This is a genomic window from Fibrobacter sp. UBA2449 (assembly GCF_002342555.1).
GTDB lineage: Bacteria > Fibrobacterota > Fibrobacteria > Fibrobacterales > Fibrobacteraceae > Fibrobacter.
The window spans coordinates 103,004-120,791 of sequence record NZ_DDQF01000002.1 but is presented as its reverse complement, the minus strand read 5'-3'; the positions used below and the strand labels follow the sequence as shown (position 1 = coordinate 120,791).

Genomic DNA, 17,788 nt, shown 5'->3' with positions numbered 1-17,788 from the left:
TTGAGACAAATGTCTACCTAACAAGGTAGCAAAAAACGCCCTGGAAAGCAAATCAGCGGGCAAGAACGAGCATCATTTCGAGGTGGGGAGTCTGCGGATAGAAGGCAAAGGCCTCGGCGCGCCGGATTTTGAAGCCAGATTGGGCCAAAACGGCGGTATCGCGGGCCAATGTGACCGGGTGGCAGGACACGTAAATCAGGCGGTTCACCGACGATGCGGCGATGGCATCGAGAGCCTCCTTCGGGAGGCCTGTGCGCGGCGGGTCCACGATGAGCGTCGCGGGGATGTTTACCACGTTCTGCGCGAGCCATTCCTCGGCCGGGGCGGAAACATTTTCGACTTTATTGTCGCGCGATGCAGACAAATTAACTTCTGCGTGCTTAAGGCATTTTTCTTCGCGTTCCACGGTCGTCACGCGCTTGAACTTGTCCATGAGCATCGCGGCGAAGAACCCAACCCCGCTGAAGAGGTCGATAAGCCATTCGTCGCTCGATTCGTCGCTTGCAAGGCCCTCGTCTACGGCATCGCGCACAGCTTGTACCAGCGCGGGCAAAAGCGCAAGGTTGCTCTGGAAGAACACGCTCGCATCGGCCTCGATTTTCTTCCCGCAAATTTCGGCGACGCTTACCGCATTCTCGCTGAATTCGCGGGCAGGCATACCTTCGTAATAGTACGAGATTTCGCCAGCACCGTTATCGAAAAGGTTTACTTCCATCTCGCGGCCGAGGCGGAACTTGCCTGCAAAAATCTCGCGGGCGCGTCCCTGCAAAAAATCGTTCAATGCGGGCGTCAATACAGGGCAGTTTTTGAACAGCGCCACGCTGTTGCTTTCCTGCTTGCGGAACCCGAAACGCACAATCGGCTTGTCGCCTGCCTGGTCGCAAACCACCACGACTCGGGCGCGGTTGCGGTACCCCCACGCGGGGCCCGTATGCACCGTAAAGCTTTCGGGCAACTCTATGCGGGCAATGCGCCGGAAGTTCTCGCGCTCGACTTGTGCCAGGTATTCCGCCTGTTTCTCGCTATCCAGGTGCTGCAAGCTGCACCCGCCGCACTTGCCATACAGCGGGCAGCGCGCTTCCACACGGTCGGGATTAGCCCCTTCCAGGACTTCCACGACATGTCCGCGGGCAAAATCCTTTTTCGTGAACGTCACCGCCACCTTGCAGAGTTCGCCCGGCAACGCGCCCGAGACAAAGCACACGCGGCCATCAGGCAGGCGCGCCATACCCTCGCCGCCCTGCACCATCTTCTCGATGCGGGCTTCGAACACCTCACGGGGAACCTCGGGGCGCTTGGGGCGTGGCCTGCGCGGCCTTCCCGGCTTGTCAAAACGGCGGAACATGGGCATAAAGATAGAAAAACAGCCCTGCGCAAAGGCAAAAAATTATATCTTTCCAGAAAAAAAGGAGGAAACACAAATGAAGCATTACGCTTTCTTAATCCCGTCTATTCTGTCTTTTACGCTTCTCGCCGCCTGCGGTGACGACGACAGCAGCTTTGCCCCGCGCGACAGCGATGACTCGTCCTCGTCCATTTGCGACGACTGCGACGATGAATCCTCATCGAGCGAGAAAGGGACTGCCACGACGAGCAGTTCCGCGAAATCATCGTCCAGCAGTTCCGGCGACCTTTCCAAGTACGACTTCGTATGGGACACCTTCGCCGAGGCGTTCAACACCACCTGCGACGCATCCCGCGAAGGCCAGGTCGGCCTCGCCCGCTACGCCGAAAACAGCGAACTCGTCTGCACCCACGACGAATACCTAGACAAATGGGGCTGGCTCTCGCCCTCGAGCAGTTCTGAGGCTTCCAGTTCTTCCATCGCCTACGTCGAAGAATATTACAAGCTCCCCAGAGCAGAGGCTTGCCAAACGGAATCAGAAGACAACTGCGAATACGGTGAACTCACGGACGAGCGCGACGACAAGACGTACAAGACGGTAAAAATCGGTGACCAGGAATGGATGGCCGACGACCTCAAGTACGAAGACAAAGACAAGTACACCTGGGAAGAGGCAATGTCCGCCTGCCCTGCCGGCTGGCACCTTCCCTCTTTCTTCGAACTCGAAAAGCTAATAGCCACTACGACCGGAGGCTCCGCATTTACCAACAACGCATCTTACGTACTGGAATTGCGCCCCTTCATGAACCGCGGGCACAATGACTACGGCTTTTCTGCGTACACGGGAAGCTACTGGTCTTCCACCAGGGCTATGCCATCGGACGAACCGACGGACGACAATGCATACATTATTAATTTTGATAACATCGGCGCCGACGCCTATATTTGGGATAGACCGAAAACATATACATATTATGCCCGCTGCGTCAAGGGAGAAATAGACACCTCGAAGGAACCTGCATACTCCGGGAAATACGGCACGGTCACGGACGACCGCGACGGGCAAACGTACAAGACCGTCGAGATTGGAACCCAGACCTGGATGGCGGAGAACCTGAATATCGAAACGCCGAATAGCAAATGTGCAGGCGACCTGCCCGAAAACTGCGAAAAATACGGACGGCTCTACCTGTGGAGCGAAGCCCTGGATAGTGCCGGCACCTGGAGCGACGGCGCAGACGGTTGCGGATACCGCATGTCTACTTGCAGGCTGACATCGCCGCTGCGCGGCTCGTGCCCCGAAGGCTGGCACCTGCCTACGGCTTTCGAATTCGACACGCTTTTCGCCGCGGTGGGTGGCATCGAAAAGGCCGGAAGGGTACTCAAGGCAACCGAAGGCTGGGCAGACGACGGCAATGGAACCGATGCGTTCGGCTTCGGTGCGCTCCCGGCCGGCTACTATGATGAAGATATCGGTACCGCTATCGGAAATCTCGGCTTCGGCACCGGCTTCTGGACAGCATCCATGCACGATGATTACTCTTACGCCTTCCGCATGTACCTGGTGCACGGAGCCGACGACGCGGGCCTGAATTTCTATCGCCGATACAACTGGCTCTCCATCCGCTGCGTAAAGGACTAAAAAAGGACGAACAAAATGAAGCGCGCCCTCTACATTGCATTTGCATTGACGCTTCTCGCCGCCTGCAGTGACGATGACAGCGATTTTATCGCGCGCCCTGATGGCGCAAAGTCTTCGTCGAGCATAGCAAGAAATTATTCCAGCACAACGGAACCTTACACCATCGTAGACCAATTTAACCCCAAGATTTCGTACGGCGAGATGGTTGATGACCGAGACGGTCAGACATACAGGACCGTAAAAATTGGGGACCAAACCTGGATGGCAGAAAACCTGAACTACCGAGACCTGCGCAAAGTATGGGATTATGATTCAAGTAGCTTCTGTTATAATGATTCAGCCATTTACTGCGAAAGATACGGACGTTTTTACCCATGGAGTACAGCCATGGACAGCATTGGGACTTGGAGTACTAACGGCAAAGGTTGTGGAGGAAACGGATGCACTCCGACTTATCCAGTACGAGGCATTTGTCCAAGTGGCTGGCACCTGCCAGACTCGACAGAATGGAGAATCTTGATTAACACAGCGGGTGGAGACTCAATCGCAGGCGAACATTTAAAATCCAGAAGCCCAGATTGGGAAACTCAAGTCAATTATGATGACAAAAAAAGATATGGAGGAAAAGACACTTACGGTTTTTCCGCACTTGCTTCTGGCACATATTGGGACATCCGTGTAGGTGTTGCATGCATTCCACGCCTTTCAACGGAAATATGGACATCAACATCTTACTATTCGACAGACGCATACGCCATACATTTGGATATATTCAACAACAACGCGTGGTATTATACCCCCGAAAAAAGATCAAGTAATCCTGTCCGCTGCGTGAAGGACTAGCGCATTTAGCCCAAAAAACAACGGCACTTTGTCGGCAAAACGCGCCCGCTATCCCCTTAATGGTCAAAAGCGGGCATTTTTTGGTGTATTTTTCTATATTTCGCCCGAAATTGTACCATGACGACTATTCTCTTGCCAGATACGCTCACGGCAGCGAACAGCAAAGACCTGCTCAGGAATTGCACGAAGCAGCTCCGTAGCGGTGCGCTGTGCCTTGACGGCAGCAATCTCGCAAGCATGGACTACAGCGGCGATGCATTCTTCGCGCTCCTCGCCGAACTTTCCGAAAAGACGGGCAACGCGCTCACCCTCGCCCACTTCAACGCCGACATCAAGGCGCACCTTTCGGCACTCCGCAAGATGGAGCCGCCCGCAAGGCCCGCGAAGGGTACGAACAACGTCCTCGAGATGCTCGGCGGCATCGGATTCGCCGTGCTGAAGGAATCCTTCGAAGTCCTGACGCTCCTGTTCATGTCCATCTACTGGACCATCTTTGGCCCGTTCGACAAGGGCAAGATTCATTTTGGCGGTGTCGCCAAGCAGATGTTCAAGCTCGGGAGCGAAGCCATGGGAATATGCTTCTTGATGGTCGCCCTCATCTGCCTTACGATGGCGCTCCAGAGTTCCATCATGCTGAATGCGGTGGGCGGCGGCTCCTACCTCGCCTCGGGCCTCGGCTTCCTCATCTTCGCAGAAATCGGCCCACTCCTCACGACCATCATCCTCGCGGGCCGCTCGGGCAGTGCCGTCGCCGCCGAAATCGCAAACATGAGCGTGTGCGAAGAAGTCAAGGCCATCAAGTCGATGGCTATCCCGCCAGTGCAGTACCTGGTGGTGCCGCGCTTTATCGCCATGAGCGTCGCCACGCCCATCCTCTCGTTCTGCGCCTCCATTTTCGGGTGCTTCTCCGGGTTCCTCATCGCGTACTTCTTCTGCGACATTTCGTTTTCCAACTACATGATGGGTATCCGCGACGGTATCGCGCCCATCACGTTCCTAAAGAGCAGCATCAAGGCGCTCGTCTTCGGCTGGATAGTGACGCTCATCGCCTGCAACAAGGGCCTGAACGCGCACGGCGGCGCAGAAGCCGTGGGCAAGGCAACCACATCGAGCGTGGTCGCCGCAATTTGCTGCATCGTGCTCGCCGACACCCTCTTCGCCTTCATATTCTACTAGGGAGCAGCAATGGAAGAAATCCTGAAAGTAGACCACCTGAAGGCAAGTTACGGGCGCGAGTCCATTCTGAAGGATATTTCCTTCGGGGTGAAGCGCGGCGAAATCCGCATGGTGCTCGGGAGTTCGGGCTGCGGAAAGTCGACGCTCCTGAACAACATCCTGAAGTTCATCAAGTCCGACGCGGGTACAATCACCTACTTCGGCAAGACCTTCGGGCCCAAGGATGGGCTCGACAGCGAGACCCGCATGCGCACGGGCGTGCTCTTCCAGAGCGGGGCCCTCATTGCCGACCTGACCATCGCCGAGAATGCAATGTTGCCGCTCAAGCGCAGCATGCCCTACATGCCCAAGAACCAGATGGAAGCCATCGTGGCCGACCGCCTGGAGAAGGTGCACCTGCTGCACGCCTTCCACAAGTACCCGGGCGAAATTTCGGGCGGCATGAAAAAGCGCGCAGCCCTCGCCCGCGCCATCGCGCTCAAGCCGGAACTGCTCTTTTGCGACGAACCTTCTACTGGCCTCGACCCGGTGACGGCCCGCTCCCTCGACGAACTTTTGCTCGAACTGCGCGACACGCTCAAGGTATCGATGGTCATCGTGAGCCACGAACTCGAGAGCATCAAGATTATCTGCGACCGTTTTGTGTACCTCAAGGACGGCTACGTGCTCAAGGACGCCACGCTGCAAGAAGGCATGGAGTCCGACGACCCCACGTTACGCCACTTTTTCAACCGGCAGTGCCCCAAGGAGGAATACTCCGAAGGACTCTACCACTTTAATTTTATAGATTGATTCGGAGAAACGATGGAAACCACCCGATCCGAAAGAATTAAACTTGGCGCGTTCATGCTGCTGTGCGGAATACTCATCTGCGTATTCCTGGGCTATGTGCTCAAGCGCTACCTGAGCGAACAGTACGACAACTACTACACCATCTTTGACACCTCGGTGAACGGGCTCTTTGTTGACGCAAAGGTCAAGCTGAACGGCATCGACGTGGGTAGCGTCACGCGCATCACGATAAACGAAGAGAACCTGAACGAAGTCGTGGTCGCCTTCAAGGTCACGCACGGCACGCCCATCAAGATTGGCACCCGCGCGGGCATGACGGCGGGCATGAACCTCACCGGCGAAAAGCAGGTGGTGCTCTCGGGCGGCTCGTTCTCGGAACCGAACGTGCCCGAAGGAGGGCTCGTGCCGGCGGAAGTCTCGCACTTCGACCACATCACGAGCCAGGCGGGCAACATCGTCGCACACGTGGATTCCGTACTCGTTAACATCAACACGCTGATCTCGGCCGAAAATGCGGAGAACCTGAGCAAGGCCATCAAGAATTTCGAAGCCATGACGGCGAACCTGAGCCGCGTCACGCAGGGCATGGCAAAGCCCATCGAGAACATTTCCAAGTCCGCCGAATCGATGCACCGCGTGATGGGTGAAATCGAAGAAGCGAAGATTGCCGCGAAGGCGGGCGAAGACCTCGACATTCTGAAGCAGAAACTCGACGCCATCGACACGAAGGCGATGAACGAGAATTTGACGAAGGCGATGGAATCCATCAGCCAGCTCTCGAAGCGGCTCGACGGCATGGTCTACAAGAACCAGGACCAGGTGGGCGAAGCCATCGTGGAACTGAACGCCGTGCTCGAGAACCTCGAAGAGTTCAGCCAGAAAATCAAGAACAACCCCTCCGCGCTCATCCGCGAACCCGCGAAGACCCGCCGCAAATAAGGAGAGAGCATGAAGAAGTTTACGTTTGCATTTTTAACCGCGGCACTTGCAGCCATGACGCTTACCGCATGCTTTGGCGGAAGCACGAGCGAACCCACCCGCTACTTCACGCTCGCCGTCGAAAACATCGACATGCCGGCCGCAGGCGATGCCAGCGGCCGCCTGCAGGTGCGCAAGTTCACCATCGACCAGGCCTACCAGAGGAACAACATCGTCTACCGCGAATCCGCTTACGACTTCATGTTCTACGACCTGGACCTGTGGGCATCTCGCCCCGAGCAAATGGTGGCGCAGGTCGCCGCAGAATACATCGTGAAAAGCGGGCTTTTCGCATCGGTCGATACCCGCGCCTCGGGCAAACCCGATTTTGAACTTCTGGGCCACATCGACGCCATCGAGGAAATCGACGAAGGCAGCAACCAGTATGCACGCCTTTCCCTCAAGCTTACGCTCCAGAAACCCGACAGCGACGCTCCCCTCTGGGAAAAGCGTTTTGACGAAAGGCAATCCGTGAGCAGTCGCGAGCCCCGCCTTGTGGCAGAGGCCATCTCGAAGCTCCTCGGCAAGTACATGGAAGAGGCCCTCGGGGCCATCGCTGGCGCAGGCAAGTAGGGCGCGCAGGTGGCCAATACCACCGCAAGAAAACACATTTTTCGCGAAATTGGGGATTAAACCTCGCAAAAGTTCTCGTTCAATCCCCAACTTTCAGAACAAATTAACTCATTTTTCTTCAAAAGTGACCTCCGCCCCTCCTTTTTCACTCTCCAATGGGGATTAAATTGCCCAAAAAGCAGCTTTTAATCCCCATCTGTCCCTTTTTTCGAGCAAAAGCTTACAAACAAGCTATCAAAATGGGGATTAAACCATAAAATAATTTGCCTTTTAATCCCCAATTTCGGCTTTTTCGGACACTTCAACCGCCAAACACGTCCAAAACTCGGCATTCCGGGCATTTCGCGGTATTTTAGCGTATAAAAACGCACATTCGTTGTAAAAAAAAGTGAAGGTTTAATCGCTTTGCTTTTTTTGATTTTAAATTTAAGATGGGTTTGGTTGCATACTTAAAATACGGTATGGTGTACAAGATGTTTGACAGTTTCTTTACGCAAAAGATTGTCCCCGCGACGCTCGCCTTCGGGCTTGGGCTCGCACTTCAAGGTTGTTCCGACAACCCTTCCTCGGCAAAGGGCGAAGATATTCCTATCCCCAAGGAAGAACTCCACGTCTCGGACAACCCGATTCTTTCCCTTACCGAGATATCTGCGCTCAACCTCTCGTGGCTCGACCACGAAGGCGATGACCCCGCCTGGGTCGAAATCTACAACTCGAGCAACAAGGACATAAACCTCAAGGGTTACTCACTCGTCGAGAATCTCGCGAACCCGCAAAAATGGGTATTCCGCAACGAGACCGTTCCCGCAGGCACCTACCGTACCGTATTCCTCGACAAAAAGGACATCTCCAATATCGAAGGTTTGGTAGATGGAGTCGACGACGAAGGCCACGTACTCCACGCGCGCACGCACACGAACTGGAAACTCGACAAGAAGGGCGGGACGCTCTACATCATCGACAACCACAACGCCATCCACGACAGCCTCCCCTACCCGGAACTCATGCCCGGCATCAGCTATGGCAAGGTTACCGATGGCAGTCTTATGTATTTCGCAACAGCGACCCCCGAAGCGGCAAACAACGAAGCAGGCGCATACGCAACCCTCGCTCCCGCATTCGACTTCGGCACCAAGAGTGCAGGTTTCTACCCTAGCGAAATCACGCTCGACCCGCCCGCCGTACCGGAAGGCACGACAGTCCGTTGCACACAGAATGGCTCCAAGCCGACCGAAGCGTCACCCGAATTCAACGCGCCCAAGGCTATCTCGGCAAACACGGTTCTCCGCTGCGCCGCGTTCCAGCCCGGAGCACTCACCACGAGCGTCATCACCAAGACATTCTTTATCGGCGAAAACGTGCGCATGCCGGTCGTCGCTGTCAGCGTCGATTCCGCTTTTTTCAAGGAGAGCTACATCAAGACCAACGCGGATTCTCCTAAGAGCGCCCCCGCAGGACTCTTCGAAGAAAAAGAATACCCCGTGCATGTAGAATACTTCCCCGACGGCAGCAAGTCCACAGCACCCGCATGGGAAGTCGACGCTGGCATTTCCATCATGGGCGGTTACAGCAGGCTCAAGGACAAGAAGTCCGTCGCCGTCGTGATGCGCGAAGAATACCAGGACGGCAAGATCAACTACCCGCTGTTCGAAACCCGCAAGGACATCAACAGCAAGTTCCGCGGATTCAACCTGAGAAACAACGGAAACCGCTTCGTGAGCGACTACATCGGCGACGCGATGGGTGGAGCAATTCTCGAAGGGAGTGGCGTCGACTACCAGCGTAGCCGCCAGGTGGTGGTGTTCTACAACGGACGCTACTACGGCATCCACGACATGCGCGAACGCTTCAACAAGCATTACGTAGAAACAAACTACGGCATCGACGCGAACACGGTCACGATGGTAAAGCACCTGGGCCACGATGTTACCGCAAGCAACGGATCTGTCGACGAATACAAGACGCTCCTGAGTTTTGTGGCGCAGAACGACTTCAGCGGCGAAGGCAACAAGAACTACGAGATGGTGAAGACTCTCATGGACGTCGGCAACTTCGCCGACTACATGGCGGCCGAAATCTACATCCACAACGGCGACTGGCCGAACAACAACGTCCGCGCCTGGAAGAGCCCCGAGCAGCCGTGGAAGTTCATGGTCTACGACCTCGACCACGGATTCGACTGGATGTGGGGCGTGAACGGAGGCGAGTTCAACCAGAACAACGAGATGTTCCCGTGGATAAAGAAGGGTGGCGGCAACAAGCCCTGCAAGGACGAAGGTTGCTTTGCGAACCTGTACATCCAGCTCATCCAGAACCCGGAATTCCAGCGCGTATTCCTGAACCGCTCCGCCATGATGTTCCAGAACAACGCGAACGGCGATAACGTGACACGCGTTGTCGACGCGATGACGGCAACCATCGACACGGCCGAAATGACTCGCGACCTGAAGAAATTCAAGCAGAACGAAATGTACTACGAAAACGCCTGCGGCAAGGGATTCAGCAAAACGGGTTCCTGCCTCAAGGAATGGTCTATGATCCGTAACGGGAACGTCGTCGACGAGTACAAAAAAGAATTCGGGCTCTCCGGCATGGTGACCGTGAACCTGAACGTTAGCGGCAGCGGCTACATCTCTGTAGAAGGCCGACCGGCACCCGCCCCCACTTATGCGGGCAAGTTCTTCGCGGGCATCGGGATGCTTATCACTGCGACCCCGACAAACGGCTCCGTATTTACCGGATGGAGCGACGGAGAGACCGCAGCCACGCGATTCATTGTCAACGAAGACGGCGCCACCTACACCGCCATCTTCAAGTAGACCCCTCGTTCTGTCCCAAAATGCACGGGGCACTTGACCCCGTCGCTTTTTGTGTTTATATTGTCTTATGATTCTGAACAAAGGACGGTATTTATGCATAGACAAGATCTTCCCGAATTGGCCAAGTCCTACCTGTTCAACGTAAAGATTACGTTCGAGAACGTCCCTCAAGGCAAGGAAGAAGAATTCGCCGACCTTGCAAACAACCTATCAGCTCGCTGCAGAAAGATCAAGTTTCTCAAAGAAAACACAAGCGACGTTTTTACCATCGTAGAAGTATCCTTCGACGAGTTCGAGGACTACCTCGTCACCACCTGCATCAAGAACGAGTACCTCAAGAGCTTCCGCATGGTCATCATCCACTATTCCTCCGACATGAAGCCCGTGTACGAAGAAAAGTTCTTTGACTGCAAGGCAGTCTATGTGGAGGAATTCGCCTACGACAAGTTCGAAACGAACCAGGAACGGATGGTCAAGACCATCGGCATCAAGTGCAAGCGCGGCCACTAGGCCAGCACAACCATTATCTTCTTATAGTAGGAACGCACGAAAGCAGTTTTTTCGTATAATCGTGCTGCGGATTCGTCAGCACTTCGTCGGCAACTCCGCGTTCCACCACCTTCCCGAAGTACATCACCAGCACATCGTCCGAGATGGCGCGCACAACTTGCATGTCATGGCTGATAAAGAGGATGCTGAGGCCAAGGTCTCTCCTCAGGTCGTCGAGCAAATGCAGGATCTGCGCTTGGACAGACACATCCAGCGCGCTCGTCACTTCGTCACAAAGCAAAATCTTAGGCGAGACCATCAGGCTGCGCGCAATACAGAGTCTCTGGCGTTGTCCACCCGAGAATTCGTGCGGGAATTTTTCCATCGCCCCCACCGGGATGGACACCCGTTCCAGAAGCTCGCACGCACGCCTTTGAGCCTGTTCAAAAGAAACCTTCCGCGCCATCAGGGGAGCCGTAAGGATTTCCGATACTGTCTGTCGCGGGTTCAGGCTGCTGAACGGGTCCTGAAAGACCATCTGCACCAAGTCGCAGACGCGCATCGCCTTGCCGCCATCCATGGCGACCTTGCCTTCATGCACCTCGCGACCGAAAAGTTTCACGCTTCCCGAAGCAAGCGGCACAAGCCCCACCAGCGACTTCACGAGGGTCGACTTGCCGCAGCCCGACTCGCCCACCACGCTCAGGATTTTTCCCTGCGACAGCGTGAACGACACTCCGTCGACCGCGGTAAAGTAGTCCTTCACCTTGCCGAGCACGCCCCCGCGCACCGGGAAGCGAACGGCAAGCCCATCTGCCTCAATGGCAGGGACTCCTTCAAGGAAAGACGCCTCCTGGTTAGGCATCGGCCTCCCCATCCAGACTTTCTAGCGCAGTCTGCACGCTCTTTTCTGTATCCAAGAGAATCTGACGGCACTTTTTCAGGAGCGTTGTCGCTTCCTGAACATTTTCCGCAAGTTCGTCGATTTCCATCTCCGAATTATCGATGCGCGTAAGAATCGCTTCCAGGCGCTCCATTGCGTTCTTATACTCGAAATTTTCCTTACTCATGCGTCTGAATATAGTTAAACACGGGTCGATATGGATTTTTATTCCCGTCAATAATTACATTTACTCCCAGTGGACAAACTAATGCACCACAACCCGCGAGGCAATTCCGCGGGCATCTTCGGAGGTTTCCGCAGGGCTTGCGGAGCGGTTTTTGCCGTTGCGGCACTCGCGCTCCTGGGCTGCCTCGACATTCCCGACGATCCACAAACGAGCCAAGAAATTGAATCCGTAAGCCTCTACATCCTCCAGGAAGGGTCCCAGGATTCGACGCTCCTCAAGATCCGGCCAGGCGACTCCGCCGTTCTCGGGGCGCAGGTCTACCCCAGACAACACAAGAAGGATCTTTCATTCCGCTGGGTCCTGAGGACTTCGGTTGGAGACTCCGTCCTCGGAAGCGAAGCCGTCTACACATTGCCCGCATTTGCGAACGAACTTTCGCTTCCCAACCTCCTGATTCTCGAAGACAGGGTCGGAAACTCGCAAGAGATCCCTGTATCCGTCATCGTCAACACGCCTCCCACACTATCACAAAAAACAGAACCCGCGGACGGCGACACACTATACGGGAGCGAAAACACCGCAGTCCTCTTCAAGTGGAAGTCCTCCGACAGCGACGAATCTGACTTCAAGCAACTTTCGCACACGCTCGTCATCGATAGCGTCAGGGCGTCCGTCGGAAGCGTGACCGAAATCATGCAGTCCGGATTTGCCGAGGGCAAGCACACCTTCCGCGTCGTCGTCTACGATTCCTACGGCGATGCGGATTCCCTTTCCGAAAAGACATTCTATATGCTGGATACGCTGAGGGGGCAACGATGACAAAGCGCATGCTCACCAACATTCCGGCATCTCTTGTTGCGCTCTTCGCAGCCCTCGTGTTTTTCGCCTGCACCAACAGCGATGAACTGCTCTACGACGAATCGCAGTCCATCTTTGTCGACATCTCCGTAGAAATGGCGACATCCTTCGATTCAAGCAGCACGCGCATCAAGGCCGACACGGTCCGCGTCGGCGACTCCCTCATTTTCATCGCGAACATCCTTCCCTCAAAATCCATCAAGCTCAAGCGCTACCTCTGGTTTCTCGACGGGAAGCCCTATTCCTTCGACTTCAGTTTCCGAAGCTCCATAGACAAGCCGGGCTACCACGAGCTCGCCTTCATTCTCGAGACCACCTTCGGCGACACCCTGAGCGACACGCTGCGCCTCTGGGTTTCAAACCCACCCATCATCCGCGACAGCGATTTCTTCCCCGCACCAGGCACACAAGGAATCCCGACATCGGGCGGTGTCACGTTTGCTTGGGACGCCTACGACCCCGACTCGCTCGCAAGGCTCTACTACCGAATCGTCATTGACAAGTTTGTCGATACGATTGTTCCGGAGCCCCACTTTACCTACTGGGGCAACCTTGCCCCCCTACACCATTACCACTGGTGGGTCGAAGCGATAAATGAATTCGGATTGACCTCTGAAAAAAGACTCCTGGGAGATTTCTACACCAAGGGCGCAAATGACGAGAGCGGCATTTGCGGAACCATAAACACGAGTTACAAAGATAACGGGCAAGGCACTCCGCTCCAGACCATCGCGTTCGACATCTACGATACAACCGGGACGCTCATCCGCACCGACAGCATCAACGGCAAGACTCCCCTTTCCTTTTCCATTTCACCCATAAAGGCGGGCACCTACACGATACAGCCCAGAATCTTGAAGTATCCTGAATTCTTTATCGAGCCCATCACGGCAAAACTCTTCCAGAACGAAGTCCTCGACCTGGACATGCTCCTGATGCAGGATACCACCGCGCCCAAGATAGAGCTTGTCATCAACGGGATTCCCATCCAGACCGACACCATCGATTTCACCGACACGCTCACCTTCCTCATCAAGGACTCGGGTTCGACCGCATCCAGCAAACAAGTTTCCATCTATCTGGAATCCTCGCTACTTGTCGAAAAGCAGTCCCTAACCGACTCCTTCACGGTCGTCCTGCCCGAATCGGCACGCTCTTGGAACACCCGGCAACTGAATGTGATCGCCTTCGATGCAAGCCGGAACCGAACCGTCAGGAGCTACATCATCAATCCGTCCGAAAATTGGATAAAGACAAACAGCGACATGACCCTCGATTCGGCACAGGACATCAAGATGTTCATCATCGACAGCAATCCGTACGGCTTTGAGGTCGACTCCTGCATGTTCGAAATAAACGGGAAGCACACGCAATACGGACGTCCCGCGACAGAGTCAATCTGCACGGTTACAGTTCCATCCACCTACATCGCCAGCGGAAAGAACACCATCCGTAGCATCGTGAAATACACAAACGGAATCAGCCTCTGGGAAAAATGGAACATTTTCTATAACGCCGGAGGCGGCAATGACTAAGCTTTTGCAAAAGGCGACATTCGCAAGCCTCTTCGTATCCTTAACGCTTGCTGCAGCCCTTTCGCTGACGGCATGCGGAGAAGGCGCGACAATCGAGCAGGGAGATGTCCCTCAGCTTGTCCAGCACATGTTCGTCCTCCCCGACCGAATTACAGGACAGCCCTACAATTATGGCGCAGTACCGGTCACGACCGTCTATCTCGACACAAACGAGACCGTAAAACTGTGGGCGGCCTATTCGATAGACAACATGTATCTGACATCGGACAATGCGGAAGCCCACTATATAAGCCACAGCTGGACCATCGACGACGAGACCTACAACATATCGCCGCTTCGCTACAGCTTTGCAACTCCGGGATTCCACCGCGGCATCCTCAAAACAGTCGACCTCCTTGGCGACACCCTGCAAGACACGCTCAACATATTCGTGAACACTCCCATTTCTATCCGCGCGATAGCCCCCGTCGACGGATACAACCTGTTCGACCCTACACCGGGAAGCGAACTAGATTTGCAATGGGAACTTGCCGGAGTCGACCCATGGGAAACGGCCCGTTGCTTCGTCTTTGCCTCATTCAATGTCGAAGAAGTCTGGAGCGAAAACATCGGCGAAGTAGACTGCTTCCATGAAGCCCAGTTCATCGGTTCTTTCCTCACAAAGAACCTCTTCGATAATATTGCCGCCGGAGTCAAGCCCGACACCTCGATTACCGTCTATTGGGGAATCAAGGCATCCCTGACAACGAGCCAAGGATTCATCGAGCGCGATTCCTCCAAGGTTTCCCGCTTTTCGACACGATACATCTACACCAAAAATTCCAGGATCGACATTCCCATTGTCTACGAGGACCTCCGCAAGTCCGACGTCCACACTGTCGTCACGATTACCAGTACACAGGGCGATACGCTCTCCATATTGGAAAGCACCAAGGCTCCCGTCACCCTACACGCATACGTGACCGCACAAACCGGGATCCGAATCAACCTCCGGGACACAAAAAAGACAGAATTCCGCACCGGAGACATCACGCTGAATGTCCAGAGCGGGACCCAGATACAGCTCGACACCGTAAGGTTCTCCGACAAGATCCAGCCCCAAGTCGCCCAACTAGCACCCAGGCACAACCAGCGGGACACCGTCATCTTCTACGCCCTCGACAACGGTTCGGGAATCAACCCCAAAAGGATTTTCGTCACGGCAAACGCAGATACGCTCGAGCACACCTACGAAGAGCCCTTCATCAAGTTCCGCAACACCTGCGCAAGCACATGCAAGCTGAGAATCTCCGTAGAAGACAACGCCCGGAATTCAAATCCGCGACTTTACTGGAAACTGGAACCGGACGCTAACTCTGCCGAGGGACCCTTCTCCGAAATGGGAGGCGAGCCATGAGACGCCTCGTCCTGCTTATCGCCGTCTTCCTCTGCTCCATCGCATTTGCGCAGGATGCCCCCAAGTACCTACACGTATCCACGAACCCCTCCTATGCAGACGCATACGTCGGGACGTTGCGCCCGAACCACTCACGCAATCCCGACAGCAAGTTGCCCGGGTTCATCAAAGTTCCCGATGGGGAAAATTCTGTCGCCGTTGCCATTTTCAAGGAAGGTTTCAAGGACACCGTCCTGAATGTCAAGCTTTCGGAATCGGACACCTCCTACCTGATTGTCTCCCTTACCCCAAGCTACGATGACGAGTTTCTCGACGAGCAACGTGCAGCCCTTTCGCGGAGGGCACGACACAACTTCGGATTCCGCCTGATGATCGCATCTGCAGTTCCTTTCGTTACGAGCGCCGTTGCGGCCATCGTCGCAAGCAACAGCATCGACAAGGCAAACGAAAAGAAGAAATTCGTGGAACAGAGTTTATTCCGCGACAGCGAAAGCTACAACCACAACCTCGAACGCTTCGGCGACTATCGAGACCGTGCAGAAACGGCCCGCACGCTATCCATCGACATGCTCATCGCAGGCGCCGCCCTTTTCGGCATCGGAGTCGTCCTTTCCTTCTAGGTATACCATGAAAAAGACCGCCCTATTCCTCATGCTCTTCTTCGTTTCGGCAGCACTTGCCGAAGTTCAGGCCCCGTACGCCCAGGTAGAACTCGTATCGGGCACCAAGCAGAAGGCCCAGTTCCTTGGAATCGCGAATGACACAGTGAGCCTCGGCGGTTACATCAAGAACAAGTTTACCGTCGTCAAGTTTCCCAAGTCGCAGTTCAAAAGCATCGTCGGCGAAGACGGCACCGACCTCCTGAACCTGTTCCCCGCAAAACCGGATTCCACCACCGCAGATACAACCGCAAGAATTGCAGATTCCGCCGCAAGCGAAACAGCAGACTCCACCGCCACTGCGGATTCAGCCGCCATCGCGGATTCTTCCGCGCAGGCCCCCGTCGCAGACGCGAACGGCACCCCCAAGGCAGACTCCGGCACCGAGATTACGCACAAACTATTCCTTGGGTTTGAAACAGTCGTCATCCCCCAACACGGAATCGAAAGGCTCAATGCATTCACGTTCGCCTTGCTGCAGGAACTCGATTCCACCTTCAAAAAGGCAAACATCGAAAGCGCCCCGGGCTGTAGCGACCGCGCCTGCCTCCAGGAATTCTGGAAAGACCGCGGAGAAAGGGACATGTTCTTCGGCAAGGTTTCGCATGCCAAGCACCCCGACTCCGTGGTTCTCGAAATCACGCGCGCATTTTACGAAGAAGAGCTTCCAACCATTTACAGGTCCGCCATTACCGTAAGCAGGAGCAACATGCTCCAGGATATGACCAAGGACGGAAGCGCAACGAACCTCGCGAAGGAACTGCTCGGACTTCCCGTGCAAAAGAAGCTCCCCCGCAGCTATATCCACGTCGAGACAGATCCCGAAAGCGCCACCATCTCGCGACCCGAGAAAGACGCCATCTGCAAGTCGCCCTGCACCTTCGCCGTCACCGACACAGGCAAAATCGAAATCGATGCCTACTGGACCGTGGACCAGCACCTGTGGGGAGCCCAGACCTTCGTTCGTCCGCTTCCCGGAGACACGACCAAGGTATCGCTCAAGCTCAAGCGGATTACTCCCGAAATCAAAATCGTCTCGAACCCCGTCGGCGCCGAAATTTTCCCGGGACAGGGTGAAATCACGCGCAGCAGCGAATCCATCGGCACGACGCCACAGAAATTTTCACTCACCACGCCGGGCATGGCCTACATGCGGCTCCGCAAGGAAGGCTATCGGGACACCCTCGTCCAGTTCTTTGTGGCACCCGTTCCCGAAATCAACCTTGACATCGCCCTGGAACACCTCACGGACTTCGACGAAGTGCGCAAGCAGCAGGACTGGCAACGCGAACGCAACAAGACCCGCATCGGGAAGATTCTGATGGGGTCGTCCGTCGCGCCGGCAATTATCGGAGCACTGTTTCTCTACCTCGCGCAGCAGGATTACGACGAGGCCGAAGATATCAAGGACGCGCTCAAGATGCCGAGCGCCGCTAAAGGCGAGAATTTCAATGCGAAGATCAAGAAAAACAAGGACCTCGTGGATTCCGGCGACAAGAAGAACATCATCGGCGGAAGCCTGGTCGGAGCAGGAGCCGTCCTGTTTGGCCTGGGATTTTTCCTCACATTTTAGCTATTTGGGGTAAAAAAACCTGAAAATGCCCGAAATAGCC

The 17,788-nt window shown here is 55.1% G+C and carries 16 protein-coding genes; 13 read left to right on the top strand and 3 right to left on the bottom strand.

Going from position 1 to position 17,788, the window contains the following annotated elements; genetic code table 11:
• Positions 1-52: 52 nt before the first annotated feature.
• Positions 53-1,345 carry a class I SAM-dependent RNA methyltransferase gene (locus B4B27_RS00620; RefSeq protein WP_290722642.1) on the bottom strand — a complete coding sequence of 431 codons (1,293 nt, stop codon included), beginning with the start codon at positions 1,343-1,345 and terminating at the stop codon, positions 53-55.
• 76 nt (positions 1,346-1,421) lie between these two features.
• On the opposite strand from B4B27_RS00620, the gene B4B27_RS00615 reads away from it, so the two are divergent.
• The 8 genes from B4B27_RS00615 to B4B27_RS00580 all read left to right on the top strand — a co-directional run bounded on the left by B4B27_RS00615 (position 1,422) and on the right by B4B27_RS00580 (position 10,678).
• Entirely contained in the window at positions 1,422-2,987 is a 1,566-nt protein-coding gene (locus tag B4B27_RS00615) for an FISUMP domain-containing protein (RefSeq protein WP_290722639.1), read from the top strand.
• A gap of 15 nt (positions 2,988-3,002) precedes the next feature.
• Positions 3,003-3,830, top strand: coding sequence for an FISUMP domain-containing protein (locus tag B4B27_RS00610; protein WP_290722637.1), 828 nt, complete (start codon positions 3,003-3,005; stop codon positions 3,828-3,830).
• Positions 3,831-3,947: 117 nt separating this feature from the next.
• Complete coding sequence (locus tag B4B27_RS00605; protein WP_073114628.1) at positions 3,948-5,006, top strand: MlaE family ABC transporter permease; 1,059 nt, start codon at positions 3,948-3,950, stop codon at positions 5,004-5,006.
• Positions 5,007-5,015: 9 nt separating this feature from the next.
• Positions 5,016-5,798, top strand: coding sequence for an ABC transporter ATP-binding protein (locus B4B27_RS00600; protein ID WP_290722631.1), 783 nt, complete (start codon positions 5,016-5,018; stop codon positions 5,796-5,798).
• 12 nt (positions 5,799-5,810) lie between these two features.
• Positions 5,811-6,737, top strand: coding sequence for an MlaD family protein (locus B4B27_RS00595; protein WP_290722629.1), 927 nt, complete (start codon positions 5,811-5,813; stop codon positions 6,735-6,737).
• A gap of 9 nt (positions 6,738-6,746) precedes the next feature.
• Positions 6,747-7,349, top strand: a complete 603-nt coding sequence (locus B4B27_RS00590) for an ABC-type transport auxiliary lipoprotein family protein (RefSeq protein ID WP_290722626.1) — start codon at positions 6,747-6,749, stop codon at positions 7,347-7,349.
• 461 nt (positions 7,350-7,810) lie between these two features.
• Positions 7,811-10,168, top strand: a complete 2,358-nt coding sequence (locus B4B27_RS00585) for a CotH kinase family protein (RefSeq protein WP_290722624.1) — start codon at positions 7,811-7,813, stop codon at positions 10,166-10,168.
• A 93-nt stretch (positions 10,169-10,261) separates the two neighbouring features.
• Positions 10,262-10,678, top strand: coding sequence for a hypothetical protein (locus B4B27_RS00580; RefSeq protein ID WP_173365986.1), 417 nt, complete (start codon positions 10,262-10,264; stop codon positions 10,676-10,678).
• A 13-nt stretch (positions 10,679-10,691) separates the two neighbouring features.
• Here the strand turns inward: B4B27_RS00580 and B4B27_RS00575 are convergent, their stop codons facing one another.
• Entirely contained in the window at positions 10,692-11,522 is an 831-nt protein-coding gene (locus tag B4B27_RS00575; protein ID WP_290722621.1) for an ATP-binding cassette domain-containing protein, read from the bottom strand.
• Positions 11,515-11,727 carry an exodeoxyribonuclease VII small subunit gene (gene xseB, locus B4B27_RS00570; RefSeq protein WP_173365988.1) on the bottom strand — a complete coding sequence of 71 codons (213 nt, stop codon included), beginning with the start codon at positions 11,725-11,727 and terminating at the stop codon, positions 11,515-11,517. Before xseB ends, B4B27_RS00575 begins: the two co-directional genes overlap by 8 nt.
• 69 nt (positions 11,728-11,796) lie before the next feature.
• On the opposite strand from xseB, the gene B4B27_RS00565 reads away from it, so the two are divergent.
• Genes B4B27_RS00565 through B4B27_RS00545 form a run of 5 tightly spaced genes read left to right on the top strand, consistent with a single transcriptional unit; the run spans position 11,797 to position 17,748 of the window.
• Positions 11,797-12,546, top strand: coding sequence for a hypothetical protein (locus B4B27_RS00565; RefSeq protein ID WP_290722618.1), 750 nt, complete (start codon positions 11,797-11,799; stop codon positions 12,544-12,546).
• Complete coding sequence (locus tag B4B27_RS00560) at positions 12,543-14,120, top strand: hypothetical protein (protein WP_290722615.1); 1,578 nt, start codon at positions 12,543-12,545, stop codon at positions 14,118-14,120. Before B4B27_RS00565 ends, B4B27_RS00560 begins: the two co-directional genes overlap by 4 nt.
• The gene (locus B4B27_RS00555; protein WP_290722613.1) at positions 14,113-15,516 is read left to right on the top strand and encodes a hypothetical protein; all 1,404 of its coding nucleotides are present in this window, start codon (positions 14,113-14,115) and stop codon (positions 15,514-15,516) included. Before B4B27_RS00560 ends, B4B27_RS00555 begins: the two co-directional genes overlap by 8 nt.
• Positions 15,513-16,136: a hypothetical protein gene (locus B4B27_RS00550; RefSeq protein ID WP_173382283.1), complete on the top strand. Its 624-nt coding sequence runs from the start codon at positions 15,513-15,515 to the stop codon at positions 16,134-16,136. Before B4B27_RS00555 ends, B4B27_RS00550 begins: the two co-directional genes overlap by 4 nt.
• A 7-nt stretch (positions 16,137-16,143) precedes the next feature.
• Positions 16,144-17,748, top strand: coding sequence for a hypothetical protein (locus tag B4B27_RS00545; protein ID WP_290722611.1), 1,605 nt, complete (start codon positions 16,144-16,146; stop codon positions 17,746-17,748).
• Positions 17,749-17,788 lie beyond the last annotated feature (40 nt).